This is a genomic window from Nonlabens sp. (assembly GCF_965660805.1).
Classification (GTDB): Bacteria; Bacteroidota; Bacteroidia; order Flavobacteriales; family Flavobacteriaceae; genus Nonlabens.
This window is the reverse complement of the sequence record NZ_CBFIBE010000017.1, coordinates 29,159-48,998: the sequence shown is the minus strand read 5'-3', so window position 1 is coordinate 48,998 and position 19,840 is coordinate 29,159. Positions and strand designations below refer to the sequence as shown.

Annotated in this window: 10 protein-coding genes and 1 pseudogene; all 11 read right to left on the bottom strand. The window is 36.3% G+C overall.

Annotated elements, in window-relative coordinates; genetic code table 11:
- A pseudogene (locus tag ACTF48_RS06145) lies at positions 1-1,710 on the bottom strand (hypothetical protein); the annotation flags it as partial.
- 280 nt (positions 1,711-1,990) lie between these two features.
- Positions 1,991-2,908: a glycosyl hydrolase family 17 protein gene (locus tag ACTF48_RS06140; protein ID WP_438962268.1), complete on the bottom strand. Its 918-nt coding sequence runs from the start codon at positions 2,906-2,908 to the stop codon at positions 1,991-1,993.
- Positions 2,909-2,910: 2 nt separating this feature from the next.
- Positions 2,911-5,247, bottom strand: coding sequence for an MFS transporter (locus tag ACTF48_RS06135; protein ID WP_438962267.1), 2,337 nt, complete (start codon positions 5,245-5,247; stop codon positions 2,911-2,913).
- Positions 5,248-5,252: 5 nt separating this feature from the next.
- Positions 5,253-6,728, bottom strand: a complete 1,476-nt coding sequence (locus ACTF48_RS06130; RefSeq protein WP_438962266.1) for a glycoside hydrolase family 30 protein — start codon at positions 6,726-6,728, stop codon at positions 5,253-5,255.
- Between the two features lie 92 nt (positions 6,729-6,820).
- The gene (locus ACTF48_RS06125; RefSeq protein ID WP_438962265.1) at positions 6,821-8,080 is read right to left on the bottom strand and encodes a glycosyl hydrolase family 17 protein; all 1,260 of its coding nucleotides are present in this window, start codon (positions 8,078-8,080) and stop codon (positions 6,821-6,823) included.
- Between the two features lie 67 nt (positions 8,081-8,147).
- Positions 8,148-11,612, bottom strand: coding sequence for a hypothetical protein (locus tag ACTF48_RS06120; RefSeq protein ID WP_438962264.1), 3,465 nt, complete (start codon positions 11,610-11,612; stop codon positions 8,148-8,150).
- Positions 11,613-11,742: 130 nt separating this feature from the next.
- Positions 11,743-13,146 (bottom strand): Ig-like domain-containing protein, encoded by a 1,404-nt coding sequence (locus ACTF48_RS06115; RefSeq protein ID WP_438962263.1) that lies wholly within the window; start codon positions 13,144-13,146, stop codon positions 11,743-11,745.
- A gap of 153 nt (positions 13,147-13,299) precedes the next feature.
- Positions 13,300-14,073, bottom strand: a complete 774-nt coding sequence (locus ACTF48_RS06110; RefSeq protein ID WP_438962262.1) for a PKD domain-containing protein — start codon at positions 14,071-14,073, stop codon at positions 13,300-13,302.
- A gap of 34 nt (positions 14,074-14,107) precedes the next feature.
- Positions 14,108-14,962 carry a glycoside hydrolase family 16 protein gene (locus tag ACTF48_RS06105; protein ID WP_438962261.1) on the bottom strand — a complete coding sequence of 285 codons (855 nt, stop codon included), beginning with the start codon at positions 14,960-14,962 and terminating at the stop codon, positions 14,108-14,110.
- An 18-nt stretch (positions 14,963-14,980) separates the two neighbouring features.
- On the bottom strand, positions 14,981-16,426 hold the full coding sequence (locus ACTF48_RS06100) for a hypothetical protein (RefSeq protein WP_438962260.1): 1,446 nt from the start codon (positions 16,424-16,426) through the stop codon (positions 14,981-14,983).
- Between the two features lie 12 nt (positions 16,427-16,438).
- Positions 16,439-19,615, bottom strand: a complete 3,177-nt coding sequence (locus ACTF48_RS06095; RefSeq protein ID WP_438962259.1) for a glycoside hydrolase family 2 TIM barrel-domain containing protein — start codon at positions 19,613-19,615, stop codon at positions 16,439-16,441.
- Positions 19,616-19,840 lie beyond the last annotated feature (225 nt).

Sequence of the window (19,840 nt, the reverse complement as noted above, 5' to 3'; positions counted from 1 at the left end):
CATATCATATACTTGAATACTATCGATAGAAGTGTTTACTGCACTTACATTCCAGCGATTAGTAGTTGGGTTAGGGAAAATAGTATAATCTACGTTTTGAACATCGTTATTACTCGCTACAGCATTTCTTGAGAAATAAACATTGTCTACATAAATATTTGCTCCACCAACAGGTTGTGCTGAGATAACCAATTGACTAAAATCTGAAAACGAAGTCATACCAGCTGCAGTAAAATCAGCTAATGGCATAGATAAAGTCACCCATTGGCCTTGTGCTGGTGTAAACGTTAATTCTCCTTCAGTATCTCCAGATCCACCACCAAAGCCATCACCTAAGAAATCTACTAACTTAACTCTAAACAGAGTCGCATCTGCAGTCCAAATATCCATGTTAAAAAACATCATTCCAGGAGTACTTGCATCAATAGGATTTGACACAGTCTCTACTCCATTAAAATCTAAATTATTGTAAAGCTTAACATCATCACCTGCTATTTGAGTGTCTGTCAAAGAGGAAGCACTCCATCCAGTTCTCCATGTGTCTACAGGAACATTTGTATATGCATTACTAAATAAACTAATTACATCAGCTGCTGCTGCGGTAGGTGTCGGTGCAGGAACCATAGGAACATTATTAGGTGGCGTTGAGCCTAATGCGTTTTCTGAGAAGTAAATATTGTCTATGTAAACAAAATCAGACTGTAAGTTACTAGATGCATCTATTTTCCATTGGAAGAAATTTGCCTTTGAAAAACCACCAGTTCCTGATTGATTATTAGGAGCTGTATTTTCAAAGAATGATAATGGAATTTCTACATGAGTCCATGCTTCATTAACCATTGCTTCTTGTGGAGCAGCTCCACCTATTTCGTAAAAGTATTCAACAACACCACCATTATTATCGATTAAGAAAAACCTAATCTCTGTAGAGTTACTATCTGCCCAGTAATCAAACTGTAAAAAATTATATGTTGAAATATCAGTAACAGCATTTGTTCCTTCACCATATCCTGCTTGAGCAAGATTATATTGCAATGCATTATTAACACCGGCAGTTCCTAGATCCACCGTAGAAACAGTACCAAAATTATAATCTCTAACCCATGTATTTGTGTAACCACCAGTATCAGCGTTTATTGCTAAAACCTCATTTGTCGGTGCAGTAGGATCTGGAGCAGGCCCCATAGGTGTAGGTGTAGTAGGAATGACAGCTCCGTTAGGCGCTGTAATATCATCTATATAATAGGTACCTGTAGCGGTGTTACCTGCAGTTGAATCTGTAAATAAAACAATAATAGGATACTCGGTACCTAAATTTGCACCAAAATCAACATTAACCGTTTGCCATCCAGATACGTTGGTAGTAAAAGTTAATTCTGTTGCACCAGAGCTTCCACCTTCCATTTTTAATAAATGGGTTCTCGTTGTTGCATCAGGCGCCCAAATGCGCATGGATATAGTGTTATTTGTATCGTCAGAAAGATCTACAAAAGTATCTAATGTAAGTGCGGCTCCATCAAAGTCAACACCAGCCCCAATCATCTGTAGAACTGAATTAGTTGCATCAGTAGGATCAGTTACTACTGAAGCTGCAGTTCCATTAAAGCCACCCCAATTATCATCTTCAGGCACTTCAAAATCTAACGGCATCGATTGCCCAAAACCAATAGTGGTAACGAACAACATTAATAAGTAAGTAATTTTCTTCATAATATTTAATTTAAGTGATTTTAATTTAACTTATTCAAATATAGCTTTGAATTGCTGTATTTAAGAATTTATGACTGCTACAAAAAACATACATATAACGTTTTCGTAGAAACACTACCTTAAAGCAGCATGATTCAAGACATTCAATAGATATGGACCGAATTAAGTTCAGTGATCACAAACCTATTAATCAGTACTTTAAAGCGTAATGTTGTGGTAATGTTGTGGTTATTTTACGATAGGTAAAGTCACTATAACGTTTTCATTATTGTTTACATTACTAGAATTTAAGCTTTTCATGCTTATCCCACAATCCCCAGTAAGCTCCTACTTCACCTTCATCTCCTTTTTTCCATGATTCATCAAAAGATGAAAAATAGAAAACATCTATCATATTTTTGTGGGCCCATTTTTGAGTGTCTATGAAATATTTCATAGCATTTTCTTCAGAGGGATGAGCAGCTCCTAGGCTTTCTCCTTTACTAGGCCATCCCGTTTCAGTTATTATAACCCTTTTACCTTTACAAACTTTTAATACTTGATGGTACATATCATTCATGTGACCTAGTGCATAATCTATAGGTGTTCCTTCCCAATATGGATAACAATTAGTCAAAATCACATCAGAATTCTCTACAAGTTCTGGATGTACTACAAATTCATAATAAGCATCTACATAACCTACTGGAACATCAGGCAGCGCTTCTTTTACTCTTTTTATGTAAGATAGTAGTTGTTCAATAGTCAGATCATTGCGATATAACACCTCATTCCCTACTGCCGCAATATCTACTATTCCTTTTTGAGCTAACTCAATGAGTGCTTCTATTTCTAGTTCATTTTTATCCAGGTCATCACTTAACCATGCTCCAACTAATGTTTTAAGACCATGTTTATGTGCCATTTGAGGCACAAACTCATTACCTTCTATACATGAAAAAGAACGTATCCATTTAGTATAAGGTTTTAGAATTTTAACACGACGCTCTACTTGCTGTTCTGTAATATGATCACCAGGTTCCTGACCATCTTCATACATACTAAAGCAAATTCCATGCTGACCATTATTTAATGTGTCATGCCAAAGCTGCTTTAAATCTAACTCAGCATAATTTTCTAAAATAATACCGTCTGATTGTGCATGCTGCGCTCTATTAGATGGTATAGATTGTAAAAACTGTTCTTTTCTAAAAGACATATTTAGTATTTTAAAATTTCATTTTTATCCCAGATTCCCCATCGGGCTCCTACATCACCTTCTTGATGTACTTTCCACGACTCATCAAATGAAGAAAAGTAGAATAGTTCAACTCCTTTATCTTTAGCCCAGTTAGCCACGTTCACAAAATATTTCATGGCATTACTTTTAGATGGAATTGCGTTTTGGTTATCACTTCCTTGATTAGGCCATCCTGTTTCTGCAATGATGATTTTTTTACCGTTAGCAACACTAAGCAGCGCCGTGTGCATTTCGTTTAAATACGCTGTTGATTGATTCACGTCACATCCTTCCCAGAACGGGTAACAGTTTGCTAGAATCACGTCACAAGTCTTTACTAATATAGGATTCTCTACAAATTGATAATAGGCATCAACATAAGCAATTTGAAGATCGGGTAATGCTTCTCTTACCCTGTTAATATAAGCTACTAATTCATCTATAGTAAGTTCTTCTCTTAACAAGACCTCATTTCCTACTACGGCTATATCTACCATACCTTTTTGAGCTTGTGCGATGAGACCTTGAATTTCTAACTCATTTTGTTCTTTATCATCACTGATCCATGCGCCTACCATGGTTTTAATACCTTTAGAACGAGCAGATAATGGAATCAACTCATTTCCATTAGTACATGAAAAAGAACGAATCCAATTCACGTAAGGTGCAATAATCCCCATACGTTCATCTATTTGTGTACCCGTTAATTGATGTCCCACATCCTGACCATCACGATAAGGGCTAAAACATAAACCGTGTAACCTAGCATTTAATACAGACTTAAATTGAGCATCAAGCTCTAATGAAGTGATATCAGATTTTAAATCAGTGGGATAAGCTGTATTTCCCTGATAAGATGCCAAAGACTGTAATTTATTCAGTGCATAGAATGAAGAACTCACAGGTACTTTCTTTTCCTTTTTTCTTTCAGTAAGTTGTGCGCTGATTTCGACAGCTTTTTCTTCTGTAAGGCTATAATTACGCATAATCCACATAGCAGCAAGAGTCCCTGCGATAGGTAGTCCTGAATAAAAAAGTCTGATTCCAGTAATTGATTCTTCTGTGTTCACCGCGTCAGGAACAAATCCTACTAAGGACATTATAGCACCTGTTAAAAGTCCAGCAATAGCAAAACCAAATTTCACCATCCACCAGTAAATAGCACCAAAAACTCCTTCTCTCCGTTTTCCAGTATTTAACTCATCGATGTCAATAATATCAGATGTCATAGACATCATTAAGGTAAATAAACTACCTATACCAAAAGAAAAGAAAGGTAAAGCAATTAAGAACATGTAAGGTTTACCAGGGATAAAAAGAAACCATAGAAGGATGTAACCAAATATGGAAATCCCTTGAGACCAGAGAAAGGCCTTCTTTTTACCTAGAGCCTTAGACATTTTTGCAACCACAGGAATGACTAAAAAAGTAGTTACTAATGCACCTACACTACCTAATAAAGTAGGCCATATTCCAGCAGCTCCAGCGTCTCCAGCAAACAGATAATAAACTACTATAAAAAATGAAAAACCTGCAACAGTATTAAAAGCATTAAAGATTAAAAAAGTAGAGTAACATAATTTTTTAAAATCATCAATTTTAAAAGCTTCTTTAAAATTATCAACGATTTGTTTTAAACTTCCTCCTATTGTTTTTATAGTAAGTGGAACTAAGCTCTCATCATCTAGGGTAGATTCACTTTTAATAAAAAATGCAGGAATCATAGCAAGAATTGCACAAATCACACCTACCCAAATTGCAATAGTACGAGTTGCAACGGCACCATTTTCAAACCATTCTGGATCATACATTATTACCCAGAACCATGGTGCAATAACCCAAGCCCATTGCCCTATCCACTGGGCTACTGCCATAATATTAGTGCGTTCATGAAAATCATCACTCATCTCATATCCCATGGCTACGTAGGGAACACTAAAAATGGTGAGCCCTAAATAAAATGCAATAGACCACAGTAAGAAATATGTAAAATTATAGCTCAGCCCATCTGCCTCATAGAGTTGCCACATTAAACAAAAAGAAATCCCCATAATTACGGCTCCTATTAAAACGTACTGTCTTCTTCTACCCCATATAGACCTCGTATTATCTGATATAAACCCCATCACAGGATCAGTAATGGAATCAAAAACTCGTGGCAAGAAAAATAAGATTCCCCACATCCAAGTAGGGAAACCCAAATTCTGTACGAGTACTACCATAAAAATACCTAAAGCTGCTGGAAACATTTGATTTGCCAGCATACCCATACCGAATGCAACTTTCTGACCAAAATGAACTTTACTTGTAGTAGCCATAACTTTTAGTTTTGATTAGGTATTACAACAGTTTGTAAACTTTGTGGACCTAGGTTAATGTTGATCTCGCTTTCGCGAAAGCGTAATAAATAACTTTTATCTTCTTTCCCTTCATTAAAAATAACTACGGCAATGGTGCCATCAGGATTTTTTGCTGCTGTTACTTGCAGCGCTGTATCTGTATTATTTACTTCAATTACCTTAGCACCAGGTCTTATAAATTTACTGAAATGTGCCATGGTATAGTACAGTGGTGTGAAGTACACCTCATCATTTTCTGGATCTACAATCACTGGAGCGGCGCACCAATTCTTAAACCAGTTAGGACCACCTTGTTTATCAAGAACCATGTTCCAGTCTACCCAACCATCTACCCAATTATTCATACAGCCTATGATATCTCTAGCATATCGATTTACTGGAGCATATTTAGGGTGTAAATATTTTTCTTCTTCACTAGCCCAATCCCAACCCCAATCTGTTGCTTCCTTAGACCAGTACCATTGATCATCTTTCCAGGCTGGCACTTCTGAATCTACACAACCTTCTGTCTCGATTAAATACTTATCTGGTGCCTTGTTATGGGCATATTGTAATTGCTCTGGAAAAACTTCATAGGTACTTTCATACCAATGAATTGCTGTACCATCAAAATACTTTGATGATGCTTCATCTCGATACATTTCATCTACCCATTCTTTAATTCCAGCTCTATTCTGGTCGTATCCTAAGATTATTTTATCTCCATAACCATCTGCTTCTAGTTTAGGTCCTAAATGAAATTGAACAAAATCTGTCATTTCTTTAGGTGTAAAATGCATGCTTTCCCAGTTATTACCATTTCCATGAGGTTCATTTTCTACGGTAAAACCCCAGATAGGTATTCCTTCAGCTTCATAAGCCTCTACGTATTTAGAAAAGAAAAGCGCCCAGGTGTCATAATATTTGGGTAGTAATTTACCACCTACCCAGTGGTTATTATCTTTCATCCATGGCGCTGCTGTCCATGGTGATGCAAAAATTTTGAATCCGTCTTGAGAGGTTGCCAAGGCGTCTTTAATCATAGGGATTAAATCATCGCGATCTTCTTCTATACTAAAGTGCTCCAGCTCCATATCATCTACTACGGGTGAGTAAGAGTATTGTGATAATGAAAAGTCACAACTGTTCATATGTGTGCGCGTGAGTGAGTAGTTTGCTCCTTCTCGAGAGAAATATGCTTTAAGAATCGTATCTCTATTTTTTTTACTTAACTTATTAAGCAAATAAGCCGAAGACTCCGTAAATGCACCACCAAAACCTGTTATGGTTTGAAACTTTTTATCTTCGTTAACAGTAATAATTGAGGTACTATCTGCGGTAATAAAAGGTGTTACCTCTGCAAGATTATTCCCTGCTGCAGATGTTTCATAGACCTTCACATCTAGTTCCTTTTTATCACTTGATGACTGAGAATCGTTTTGGTTTTTACAGCTGGTCATAAAAAATAGTATTGAACAAATTGTTCCGTAAAGAGTGATTTTCATAAGCTTTAATTTTACCGTTAAGCATGTTCCCGATAGTATACTTCAATTTATTTTAATGGAGGCAAGTGAACATCTTTCATTAGTTTTTTCTTGCTGCCATCATAGGTTTTTGTGATCTTCTTACCATCTCTGGAAAGGCCTTTAAACTTACCTTGATCTACGAGATCCCATAGTGCATATTTTGCTTTTCCTTTAAGGGTAAATAATCCAAAATGATTTTCAGAACCCTTAGGGTTTTTAGCATCTTTCCACTGTTCATCAAAGGCCTCAAAGTAAAAACAAGCAATTCCTTCACTCCTGGTCCATTCTCTCATTAACTGATAAAATTTTGCAGACTTATACTCGTCTGTAGCTCTAGAGCCATCTGGTCCATAGTGTCCATTAGAAACCGTAGCCCATCCCGTTTCTCCTATATGTACTGGCTTATCTACTCCTATAACTTTCATATAGTCTACCACGCTGCGGTATTGCGACTTAGCATAATCCAGTGATTTATACATAGCCGTATCCATTTTCTCTACGTCTGTTAAGCTTTTTTCATAATTCAGCGTACCCCAAAAAACAGGATTATAATGCGTATCATGCATAGGGTATGTATGAATGGAAACATAATCTACTGCTTTAAATAGCTCTGTTAAATCTGGTGTATGATAAATGTAATCGCCGCCGCCCCATGAGGCAAAATTATCTGAACTCGTGATCCATAGATCTGATGGTAGTTTACCCATTTTCTTTAGATCCTGAAGATGATTCACCCATTTAAGGATGACTCCAGGTTGCACATAATAACTTGCTGCCCATTTTACCATCGCCTCGTTACCTACTGCAATTATTTTTATAATCTCAGGATACTGGTTTGCAAGTGCCACCGCACGCTCTATTTCTCCTGCATTTGCCTCGCTCTCTACATTATGATCTGGCTCTAATCCTGTCCATGCGTTTTTACAGTCGATCCATGCTCCTAGCATCATGTACATTTCAAATTGAGGATCTTCTTTTTTAAGCTCTTCAATGGCCTTTGCGATATTTGAGGCTTGAGGTAACTGCACATTATAAGTGCGCAGTATCTTAATACCCATGGCAGATAATATTCTCATATCATCTTTGAGTTGGGCAACTGCAGGTTGCTCATCTCTATTTTTACCACGATAACCGCCATAAGAAATGGCTAAATAGTCTGGATTGGATAAAATTTCTTTGGCTGTCTTCATTTTGGGTTCTGTCACTATTTCATCGGGCTCTGTAGCACCTTTACAAGCTGTAAAAAGAATTAAAAGGGTAAGTAAAGATGTGGTTATGGCCTTCATGACTGGTTCTATTTTTAAGTAGTTAGAGTATCCGCTTTCGCGAAAGCGGATATCTAAACACCTGTATTTATGATTTCTTTAAATGAACTTCTATTAATTTTATTTTTCCTGCACGTGCAAATAATAACTGACTCGTTTGATGATCCAGCTCTAAATTATTAAAAGAAATATCGCTACCATCATGGAAAGAAACCGTTATTGATTCCTTATCGCTATGGGAATAAACGACTGGTACCTGACAATAAGTAAACGCTAAAGATCCAGCAGCTACCTTAAGGGATTGTTTCTCTTGATTTATATTTATATAATCAAATTCTCTTGCTTCCTTAAGGAACTCTTGTTCTCTTAATAAGCTGGGTTTAAAACTGAGTACACCATTTTTAACTACTATTCCTAATTCACCAAAACGGCTCAATATATCTTCCTTAACCTGTCCGGTCATTCCTGGTTGTTGCGCACCTTTAGTAGCTGGAGTGTGTGAATATGGATCTGTAGGAACGGCTCCATATAACTCTGGAGATTTATGAGCGCCTATTCCTGCTTGAATCTCATAATAATGATCCAGCATTTTACCAACTATGACTGGACTTGCACCTTCATTAACCGCTTTTAAAGCACATTCTTGCACGGCAAGAAGCAGCTTAGAGACCATGTGCCAGTAGATAGAGCCTAATCCTTCATAACCAAAGAAGGTTCCAGATCGACCTGTAAAAGCCTTGTGATTAAATACAATTTCAAAAGTTTTTTCTAACTGTCTTTGCTCTTGAGCAATCAATGTTCCATAAGTAGATTGAGATAGCTCAGTAAGGGCTTTTTTAAGGCTATTTACATTATTAAAGCTGGCATTAAAATGATAACTACCAGTGTGTGATTGAACGATAACTTGTGGATTACCATCTTTAATCAATCGTTGTAACAGTTCTGATTTTGCAACCAGCTCCTGCGGAATGATATTTTTTTCTTCAAAACCTGGTAGATCTTTATTAGGATAGAGAATATAACTGTACTGATCTTCTCTAAATAAAGCGCTAGACTTTAATCCATCCATAACTTCTAGGGCTTGTTCAGAGCTTAAATAACCAGAGCTTAAAACAGCCACTTGACCTTCTAGCATTTCAGATAAATAAGAAATACTCACATCTCCACTATCCTCTACAGTCATTAAATTATAAGCATGGTACATACCATCTTCTCGCTTATTTGCATCTATACTGTGATCCAGGTATTTTAAGGTTACTTCTATAAATTCAACTAAACTGCTCTTAGAAACTGCTGCTTTTTTACCAGAAAAGTTATGATCATAAATACCTGCTCTATAATCACTTGCAGGCTGTGATAATCCATCTAGAATGGTTCTACGATGTGTATCATTCATAGAACCATCGAGTACTGCTTGATGATCCTTTAATGTAGCACTCACTGCGGTATAAAAAGTTTCTAGTTCTTGAGAAACAGTGGTGTTTTCAAAATCTGCTTCTTTAATAAAACCATGGAAGTATTTTAGGAAACGTCTTAAATAGTAAAGCGTTACCATGGAAACTCCATTCCCTACTAGTGCATTATTTGCATCATTCCATTCTGGACGCTGTGTGTTTAACCATATTCCAGCCTCAGGAATGAAGTTAGAAACCTTAGCAAGTACGGTGGCGAGCAATTTCTCAACTAAATTAACTCGGTAAATATCACCTGTGGCATTTTTCAGTAAAGCTCCATCTGCTCCTAGTGCTTCTCTACGTTCTTCTATAACTTCTTGTAAACGGTAGTCAAAGTCTATAGTGTCTTTAGGATTGTTTAAAATGGCTGCATATTCCTTAATTTTATAAGGCACATTTGCATAAACAAATAGGTCTTCATTTAAGAAATCGTCTAGTTTACCAGGATAATAGTTTTCTATGAACTCTAAGAATTTCAACAAATAAATAATTTGGTGATCACCCCAGTAACCTATGTAAGACCATGGATCATCTTCTTCTATAACTTCCCAGTCAAAACCGCCTTTTGTAACTCTATATGGATTATAACCATCAAAGGTTGTGGCATTTAAAAACTTATGGATCATTCCATCTACAAACTCTGGATAAGAATGTGCTAGTGCTTCCCAGTTCTGGAAAATGTCGCGCCAGTTTCCTTCATAATCTAGGATTTTAGAACCATCTACCTCACTACGAGTATTAATAGAAAACTTATTCCATGGACGGCTAGGGTCACCATGTCTCCTACTAAACTTTAAAGGTAGATACTCAATGACTAATCTTTTAAAGTCTGAGTCTGATCCAGATTGTGCTAGTAGTTGTAAGTCTCTGTGATTGAAGGTATCCTCTAAGGTTCTTATCGCTGCTTTATGAGTATCATAAACGGTAACATTTGCGGCTTTTAAATAGGTTAAGAAATCCTGTTTTTCTATTACATAATTATTATCAAAAATTCCACCACGCATCACGTTAAACATGGTGTTTGCAAAATGTCTGTTATTAGTTAAAGGATCTGCGGTTAACTGTAACCCGTCAGATGCAGCTATGAGCTTGTTAAGTTTTTGAGAACCTAAGGCTATATCTTCTTTTATTTTTTCAATAAGGTTAGCGTCAGTTTCAATTTGTCTAGAAAGGTCATTAATAGAGACGATATTTTTATTAACGTCTGCCATGAAATACCAGTCCTTTGTAGAACCAGCATTTAATTTAATTTCTGAAATGGTAAAATATGCTCCTTTTTCTGCTTTTACATCTGTTTCACCGGTAATAGGATTTCCTTTTCTAAAACTATTTAACTGAGTACTGGAAAGCAAATATTTAGGATTTTCTACGCCTAAGGACCAAACAATATTAGCCTTTAAAGCTTCACTAGGTTCTGCCTTATCTACGATTACAGCACTAAGGGCTATGATTCCTATTCCTGATTCTGGTTTAAGTTCTGTGCGCTTGTAGGCATCTACAAGATTACTAGATGCTTTTTGCAAATCTTCTCCAACGGTTGCTGGAAGCACATTTTGCAAACCATCAAGTACTGTAAGTTTCACGGCACTATCGTTATGATTGAGCAACTCAGATTTTTTTACAAATCCATATAAATCACTTGAATTCCAAGAATATCTGAAGGTTAGGTTTAAATCGTGATTGATCTCTTCAAAAACTAATTTATTACCATAAACATTCTTGTAGAGATTACGTGTTACTTTATAAATTCCTGTGCATCGATCAGAAAATGGTTCCCATAACACCTCGCGATCATCTTGCTGGATTTTAATGATGGTTTTACTACCAGTAACATCTGCAGATTCTGTGATCTTATCATCTGTGTAATAAGGGAATAAGGCATTATCACTGTTTTTACGACCAGCGCTTAAACCACCATTACTGGACACAAACATCCAGTGATTAGAATCACTTACTATGCTCATAAAAAATGGGCGCATCGCGTCGTGATTACTTATTTTATAATATTTTTCGTTTTGGAAATCTACGAGCTGTCCTTTTACATCGCTAGTAGAATGTTTAGATACACTATCGCCTATATAAATTGGGTTATTCATCATGTAGTTGTTACTCTCTAATTATATTATTCTTAGTATTTTTTTTTTAATCATCAAAGTGCCACGGGCCGTTCATCTTATAGATGCTCTTAGAAAGGAAATAATTCTTAACTAAAATTAAAGACGCTAATCATTAATTATAGAAGTAGATATTATCTAGATAAAAGCTTTCTATGGATGACGTAGTAGGATTATTAATGTTTTCATAAATAATCTGCCCTATATTATTTCTATTTGCCATGGTTACTGGTATATCAAATGATGCCCAAGTATTTGCCGTGAAATCTGACGCAAAGAAAAACACTTGCTGTATCGTATCATCTCCACCACCATCAACTTGATCTGCTCCAAAATCCTTTATGGTTATTAAGAAATCTAAATCTGGTTCAATTTGAGCAGGTATGAACATATCTATATGCAAATTAGGGTAAACAGTCGCATCTATAGTAGGACTAGAAAATTGATTCCCAACAAAATTAAAATTACTATAGCCCAGTATTTGATCAGAGTTTACACTAAAATCTGCAGATAAAGTAGTTTGAAAAGGCTGCCAATATCCATTAAAAAAATCAACGGGAATATCATTATAAACGTCGCTAAAAATAGAAACTACTCTACTTGGGTCTCTTGTAGGTGCTGGTGGTAATTGAAAAACTCCTTGTGAGTTAACCGTTAATGATCCAGCAGCGTTCCTGTCTGCTAAAGTTGCTGTTATCACAGAAGTACCAGCAGATGTGACAGCAATATTACCAAAACTATCTACAGCGGTAACACTAGGATTAGAAGCGGTAAAATCATAATAACTAGGTGCTACTGTTACCACTTGATCAAGACCTGAACCTAAATTAAATGTTTCAATTAAACCATTAACTTGAAGTTCTACACCTGTAAAAGAATTAGTTACAACGTCTTCTCCATTTGATATCGCAGGTCTAGGCTGTCCTATAGTTCCTAAATTTTCAAATTTTATTTCATCAAACCACACGGTATAACCAGATCCTGCGGTATTTTGAGTACCCATGGAGTACCAGAACATACCACGTTCTTGAATTAATTTAGACGAGTCAGGTATAGGAATAGTTACTTGAGACCAGCTTGTGTCTGCATTTACGTCATTTGCGGTAACTTGATACGTATCTCCTAAAAAATCATTACCAAAACCAACGGCATCTATACTCACACCACGAGAAGCTTTTACCCAAAAGGTAAGTGCGTTAAAACCTGTTAAGTCTCTAGGCACGCCATCTACTCTAAAAATAGCACCTGCATAATTACCTGTAGGATCTACTTCATTAGGAACATCTATGCGGATGGAAGAGTCACTTAAATAGCCTTCTTCATTATCTATGGAAAAAGCTGTAAGCTTAGAACCTTCAAATGGTAAGTAAAAATCGCTTCCCATATTAACAAAAGTATCTGTATAAACATCACCTGTTTTTGGAAAACTTGCTAGAACAGCATCATCTGATAAGTCTCGTTCACAACTTAATAAAATAGAAAACGATAGGATTAACAATACACTTTTTTTAAAATTCATTTTTTGGTTTTTTAAGTAAGAATTAAACCATCTGACTACAAATCAAGTGATTGAAATCTTTAATTATTTAATAAAAGGATTAAAAAATCTATAATATTACGCTTTCGCGAAAGCGTAATAACAGATGATAAGAAACTTTAAAACAGTCCCTAATTATTGAACTACTAAAGAAACATTATCAATATTTACCTGACCAGCGTCACCATTTGAGTCAAATAGTACACGAGCATCTGGCGCACCAAATCCTCCTGCAGTTAAAGTGAGTTGAAAGGTCTGTAGAGTAGTCGTAAGATTTACGGTATCTACATCGTTATCAAAAGGAGGACCACTTAAACCTATTCCAGCAATAAGTGTTCTATTCACATCAGACCATGCATCAAAAGTTAGGACATAAGTCGTACCATTTGTGATTTCTAACTTTTGGCTCATGTTAATTAAGTACGGCTGTGTAGAATCAGGATTTGTAACATTCACCTGATAATAGGTATTACCACTATCAGTAACAACAGGTGCTGGATTGCTATCATCCACACCTTGAATCCATGGTGCAGCTCCATTTTCAAAATCACCATTAACGATTAATCCACCATTAAAGATCTCTTCTATTACAATATCATCCTGAAATGTGTCTGATTCATCACCATTCCTAACGGTTAATTCTACTGAGTAAGTACCACCTAGATCATAGGTTTTCACTGGATTTATTAAGGTAGATGTAGTTCCATCGCCAAAATCCCATTCATAAGATACCGCATTTGTGGATAAGTTTATGAAAGAGACTTGAGCACTTGCCTGATCTATCGTTTGGGTAAACTCAGCATTTAATGCTGGTATTTTCTCCACAACTTCCTCGCTTTCACAAGAATAAACTGCTGTGATAACCGTGAGAACTAATAGGCTTTTTATGATATAATTTACTATTTTCATTTTTGATTATTTATATAATTGAACAAACTGTATGTTACTCTTGGTATACCCTAACGTAATCTACAAGCATGGTTTGAGGGAAAACTGTTTCACTATTAGGTGATCCTGGCAGGTCACCACCTATTGCCACATTAAGAATGATATAAAATGGACCGTCAAAAACCCATTCTCCTTGTCCATCAGTTTGTTCTGCGATAGTTTCTCTAGTAATTTGCTGGTATAGCACATCATCTACATAGTAGTTGATATAATCTGGTGACCATTCTATCCCAAAAACATGAAACTCTGTATCAAATCTGGCATTTTCAAGAACAAAATCCTTTGAAATCGATTCTCCACCACTGAATCCGGGACCATGTGCAGATCCAAAAACTCTAGTAGGTTCATCGCCTACGTATTCCATAATATCAATCTCGCCACATGCTGGCCAGGTATTAGTATCACAATCATTACCTAACAACCAGAATGCTGGCCAGTAACCTTGCCCATAAGGAACTTTAATACGAGCTTCAAAACGACCGTAGGCTTGCTCAAACAATCCTTCAGTCTTTATTCTAGCTGATGTATAGGAAGATCCTTCAAAACTTTCTTCTTGTGCTGTAATCAGTAAATAACCATTTTCAACAGTTACATTTTCTGGTCTGTCTGTATAATACTGTAGTTCATTATTTCCCCAACCTGCAGGTAAACCTTCGTTAGTTCCATCACCTATGTCATAGGTCCATAAATTACTGTCTGGCGCACCATCCACGTTAAATTCATCTGACATGACTAGGTTATCAAATGTGGTTACTGTTTGCGTTGTATCAACTTCACAGCTATTTAAAAGTGCAATAGCACCTATAAATATGAAGCCTTTACTTACTATATTTTGAGATTTAATTTTCATCTTTATTTACTTTATTGATTAATTGTAGAAATAGATATTATCTACTAGAAAAGAAGCGCCGTTATTAGAAACAAAAACGACAAAACCTAGGTTAGAAAGATTAGGTGATCCTGATCCACCACCACCAGTAGGTAAGGTAAAAGAGCTTAAAGGAATATCTAGGCTGATCCAATCATCCTGAACTAATAAATTTGAAGCATTAAATCCTCCAGCTGTTCCATCTGATCCACCAAATCCATTATCGGTATCATCTGGTCCAAAGTCGATTAATTCTATAACTACATTTGAACCAGCTGCACTTTTAAGCTGGATATCTATATGCATCGTGGTCTTACTGGATACATCAATAGTGTTATCCCATCCTAATCCCACAAAATCAACAGATTGATAACTTAAATGCTCGTTACCACCAAAGTTTTGCACAGAAATATTTCCAATATTACTTCCAGCAAATATTCCAGGATCAAATCCGGTTACACTAGTATAAGTATCACTGTAAACAGAAGTAACATTTGCTGCAGGAGTTGTAGGGTCTGTTGCGTTATCAAAAGAACCTGTCGCATTTAAAGTTAATGAGCCTAGGGCTAATTGATTTGCTAGTTGCGCAGTAACTACAGATGTCCCTGTATTATCTACGGTAGTGACAAGTTGATCTTGATCGTTGAACATGAAGTCACTATTCACATTACTATCACTAGATATAAATTCAAAGTAAGATGGCGCAGCACTTACAGATAAATTCTGTCCATTTTCTAGGTTAAAAATTGCTCCCAGATTTTCAGTTCCTATTTCTTGATCTACAAAAACATTTAATGAAACATCCTGACCATCAAAAATGAAAGGATTCTCTAATCTTACCGTTCCTAATTTTTCAAATTGCACTTCATCTACCCAAAAAGTATATGCATTTCCACCAGTTCCTTGAGACCCAGCTGAGAACCAAAACATTCCTCTTTCTTGAGTCAATTTAGAAGCATCTGGAATGGGAATAGTAATTTTTTGCCAGTTAGTACTTAAGCTGGTGTTAGTTAGCGCTACTCTATGAACATCTCCTTCAAAATCCACACCAAAGCCGAATTCTCCTATAGTGACACCTTGAGATGCCTTTGCCCAAAAAGTTAATGCATCAAAACCGCTTAAATCTCTAGGACCAGCATCAGATCTAAAAATGGCACCTGCAAATCCACCTGTAGGATCATTTGCATTAGGAACATCTATACGGATAGAAGCATCACTTTCGTATCCTTCCTCATTGTCTACAGAAAAAACGTCTGGCTTTGCTCCTAGGAAAGGGAAATAAAAATCACTTCCCATACTTACAAAGTTGTCTGTAAAAACCTCTCCCTTTTTAGGATTAGTAGCTAAAACAGAATCGTCTGATAATTCTCTTTCACAACCTACCATAAGCATCATGGCTGCTAATAGATATATGAAGTTGTCTTTTAATTTAGCTCTATAATTCATGCCTATTATTTTTTAGTTCCCAATATTTATATGAACATAAGTTCTTATTTCCCATTCTGAACCATCAGGGAATCCTACCGCACTTCCCGGATTAATTGCTGGAAATGTACCTGCTGGTATTGCTGCCGGAGCAAATCGCGGAGAGTTTTCATTTAAACCTCTGAAAGTTCCTCGTAACCCTATACGCGTGCTAGGTAAAATAAACCAGTCTGGTTTACCTAGACTAGTAGATATATCTAGCATGAATTGATATGGGAATGTCAAGTTGAAATCTCTATGGTAATCAAAAGGACCCCAATCGTTAAATCTCGCATGAGTTTCTAATTTGAAATTCTTGTAAATGGCTCTAAGGTCTCCACCATATCTAGTAATAGTTCTTTCAGAGTCACCATTAGCCTGTCCATTACCGTAATACATATTTGCAATAAGACCTAAGTCAGGATTTAATTTAGATACCATTCTTGAATTAACTTCCCATAAGTCCTCTGCAGGAGCTGCTGTCGGGAAAGCAAAGAATGTACGATCTGCAAGAAAACCTATGTGTGCATCCATATTAGTAGGTAAATGACGGTAAACAAAACCTAGATTCATAGCAAATTTTGCATCTTCGGCTCTATCATTATCCCATTCATACATCCAGGTACCTGGAGTAGGGTCATAAGTAAGTAATAATTCACCTGCAGTCATCTCACGGTTTCCATTTCTAACTGCAAATGGATCATCTATAACGTTACGTAATCTACCAGGTCCGTCTATATCGTTAGGCATTGCATCTACTAGAGGTTTTTGCCACATAAAGTTAGGTGCAATTTGAATGTCTCCCATAGTGTAAGTAAAACCAGAAAGTACATTAGTCATATTACCACTACCACTATCTTTCAATCTCCATCCAGTAAAGGTTTGCGTTTGATCTGCTCCACCGTTTGCCACTAGCCCCATTACAGATGCTTGCCCGTACATATTAAAACGACCGCCTTCATAAGTCACCTTTACTTTTCCACCCCAATTATCGTTTGAGTTGATACGATCCTCATAAACCGTATAATTACCTGATTCACCAGTAAAATCTTGATAAGACAAACCATTTAACGGACTTCCAGCCCAAATTCCTCCTACCATAACACCTACTTTACCAAACTGTCGTTGCACAGCAATTGTAGCGCGTTCTGTAGCCCAAGGTGGAATAATACCACTACGTGCCTGAACAGGATCAATAACACGGGCACCAGTAATAGGATCAAACTCAATATTACGATCAAAATCACGATGATAAATACCAGCAACATCCCATTGACCTATTTGTTTTCTATACTTAAATAGCATAGTAGGATTTGCGCCCCACCAGAGTTGAGGACCTATTGCAGCTTTTAAGCCTTCAAACATTCCTTTCCCGTCTATCTCTGCTCCTAAAATTTCTCCTCCATAAATATCTAGGTTAGGACCGTAATTAGCTTCAGGATACAGGTTAAAGAAGTCACCTTCATAAGCCCAATGATAATGACCTGTTCTGTAAAAACCTCTCAGGTCAAATTCCTTTGCGTTCCATTCAAACTCTGCTTGATAAACTTGTAAACGATTATTATCAACTAAAGTGACATCTTCTCCATCAGCTCCTTCAACGATAACAGGTCTTGTTCTATTTTCATAAAAAATTTCATCTATTGGATTTTGCGCTACATTACCCGTTATATTGACATCTACTTTGGCTCTCATATTTGCAGCAGGTTTCCCTTCTATTCCAACAAAATAAGATTGCATGTGGTCAAAACCTAACTGATTAGGAGTGGCATTAGACGTAGGATCCTGATTTTCTGGTGTAGTAATTAAGGTTCCACCGGTATTAAATGAGGTAAACTGTGCGCTTAACCTACTTATACGCAACATCTCTCCGTCACCACCAGTTCCAGCAGCGGCTTTATCACCTCTTGCTTTAAGTACATATTCCATTAAGTTAATTCCGTTAAAGAAATTATCAACAAAAGCAGCATCTATACCTGATCCATAAGGGTTTAAATTATGAACATCTTTAAGCGCATAATAGGCAGCTCTAGGATAAAGCGTATATAGTCCACGAGAATTTGTTTTTCCTTTTGCACAAATACCAAACCATTCCTCATTCATATTATTCTGACCAGGCAGTAAGTCACTTTTGTAACCACCATTAGACCAAGATGCATTACTATCATGAACATCTAGATTCTTAGTTTGACCAAATTTCCACCAGCCATCACTAAACTGAAAGGTAAAACCTCCTATGGAGTTTCCAGCTAACCCCATACCAGCGGCATTTTTATAAATATCTTTCCAGTTATTCACCATGTAATAAGCTTGAGACTTTTGATCTTCTTGATTCTCAATAGCATTAAAAGCATCGGCACCAAATTCTGTGAACATTAAAGGCTTATTTAATTTCTCTTTTACGACAGCAAAAGCATCTGTAAAAGTTTCTCCTCGATACATATTGGTTCCAAATATGTCAATGTCTTTACACTCTTCGGCAATGATGTCTATAAAGAGTAAATCCCCATTACAAATAGCTATCGGGTGAGAGCTATCTACTTTTTTCATTTTAACCACGGCCTCGTTAAAAACTTTATACATGGATCGTGCTCTTTTAGTGGATTTGCGATCCTTAACTGGGATATCCTCAGTTTCAGCACCACCCCAGAATAACCCATAATTATTTTCATTCCCTAAAAGGAACATTAAGATACCACGAGTATCCTTATACTCTGCTACCATATCGGTTGCTTCCTTGAGTAAAAGTTTTCTTGTTGCAGCGTCACCATATTCAGTATTAGCAACCCAAGAACCATTTACCGTTAAACCATAACGCCCAAAGGAATGGTTTAACATCGTGTAAATTCCGTAATTATCATATATATAGGTAATCCACTTAGGAGGCACACCAGTATATTGTCTTATAGAATTTACTCCCATATTTTTAAGTAAACCCATTTCTGCATCAAGGGCAGCTTTAATAACATCATCAGACTGCTTCCAGAGACTGTAGTTATAATTTGTACCAATGGGAAAATAATCCCAATTCATTCCATTAATAATAAATGGCTTTCCATCAACTATTAGAGTGTGACCGTTCACATCACTAGAAAGCTCTACTTTCTGATTTTGCGCAAATGCAAATAATCCAAAAAGACAGAGTGTAACACTTAAATAAATACTCCTCATAAAATTGTTATTACTGGTTTAAAAAATCGTTTTCGTGGTTAATTCTAAATAATTAATATAGCACGTATATTTATTGGATAAAAGTAGATTTGTTTTATGAAGATTTCAAAAAAAACAAACCCTACAAAAATTATACAGCGCTTAAAAATATCAATTTAACAAAGAAAAACGAAGAGGTAAAAAAATAAAACCCTTATTAACAATGACTTAATTTTTATAAAAAGT

What these genes read in the sequence shown, in the direction of transcription:
- ACTF48_RS06105 (WP_438962261.1), bottom strand. Translation starts at nt 14,962, where the DNA reads ATGAAAATTAAATCTCAAAATATAGTAAGTAAAGGCTTCATATTTATA.
- ACTF48_RS06135 (WP_438962267.1), bottom strand. Translation starts at nt 5,247, where the DNA reads ATGGCTACTACAAGTAAAGTTCATTTTGGTCAGAAAGTTGCATTCGGT.
- ACTF48_RS06100 (WP_438962260.1), bottom strand. Translation starts at nt 16,426, where the DNA reads ATGAATTATAGAGCTAAATTAAAAGACAACTTCATATATCTATTAGCA.
- ACTF48_RS06140 (WP_438962268.1), bottom strand. Translation starts at nt 2,908, where the DNA reads ATGTCTTTTAGAAAAGAACAGTTTTTACAATCTATACCATCTAATAGA.
- ACTF48_RS06125 (WP_438962265.1), bottom strand. Translation starts at nt 8,080, where the DNA reads ATGAAGGCCATAACCACATCTTTACTTACCCTTTTAATTCTTTTTACA.
- ACTF48_RS06130 (WP_438962266.1), bottom strand. Translation starts at nt 6,728, where the DNA reads ATGACCAGCTGTAAAAACCAAAACGATTCTCAGTCATCAAGTGATAAA.
- ACTF48_RS06095 (WP_438962259.1), bottom strand. Translation starts at nt 19,615, where the DNA reads ATGAGGAGTATTTATTTAAGTGTTACACTCTGTCTTTTTGGATTATTT.
- ACTF48_RS06115 (WP_438962263.1), bottom strand. Translation starts at nt 13,146, where the DNA reads ATGAATTTTAAAAAAAGTGTATTGTTAATCCTATCGTTTTCTATTTTA.
- ACTF48_RS06110 (WP_438962262.1), bottom strand. Translation starts at nt 14,073, where the DNA reads ATGAAAATAGTAAATTATATCATAAAAAGCCTATTAGTTCTCACGGTT.
- ACTF48_RS06120 (WP_438962264.1), bottom strand. Translation starts at nt 11,612, where the DNA reads ATGATGAATAACCCAATTTATATAGGCGATAGTGTATCTAAACATTCT.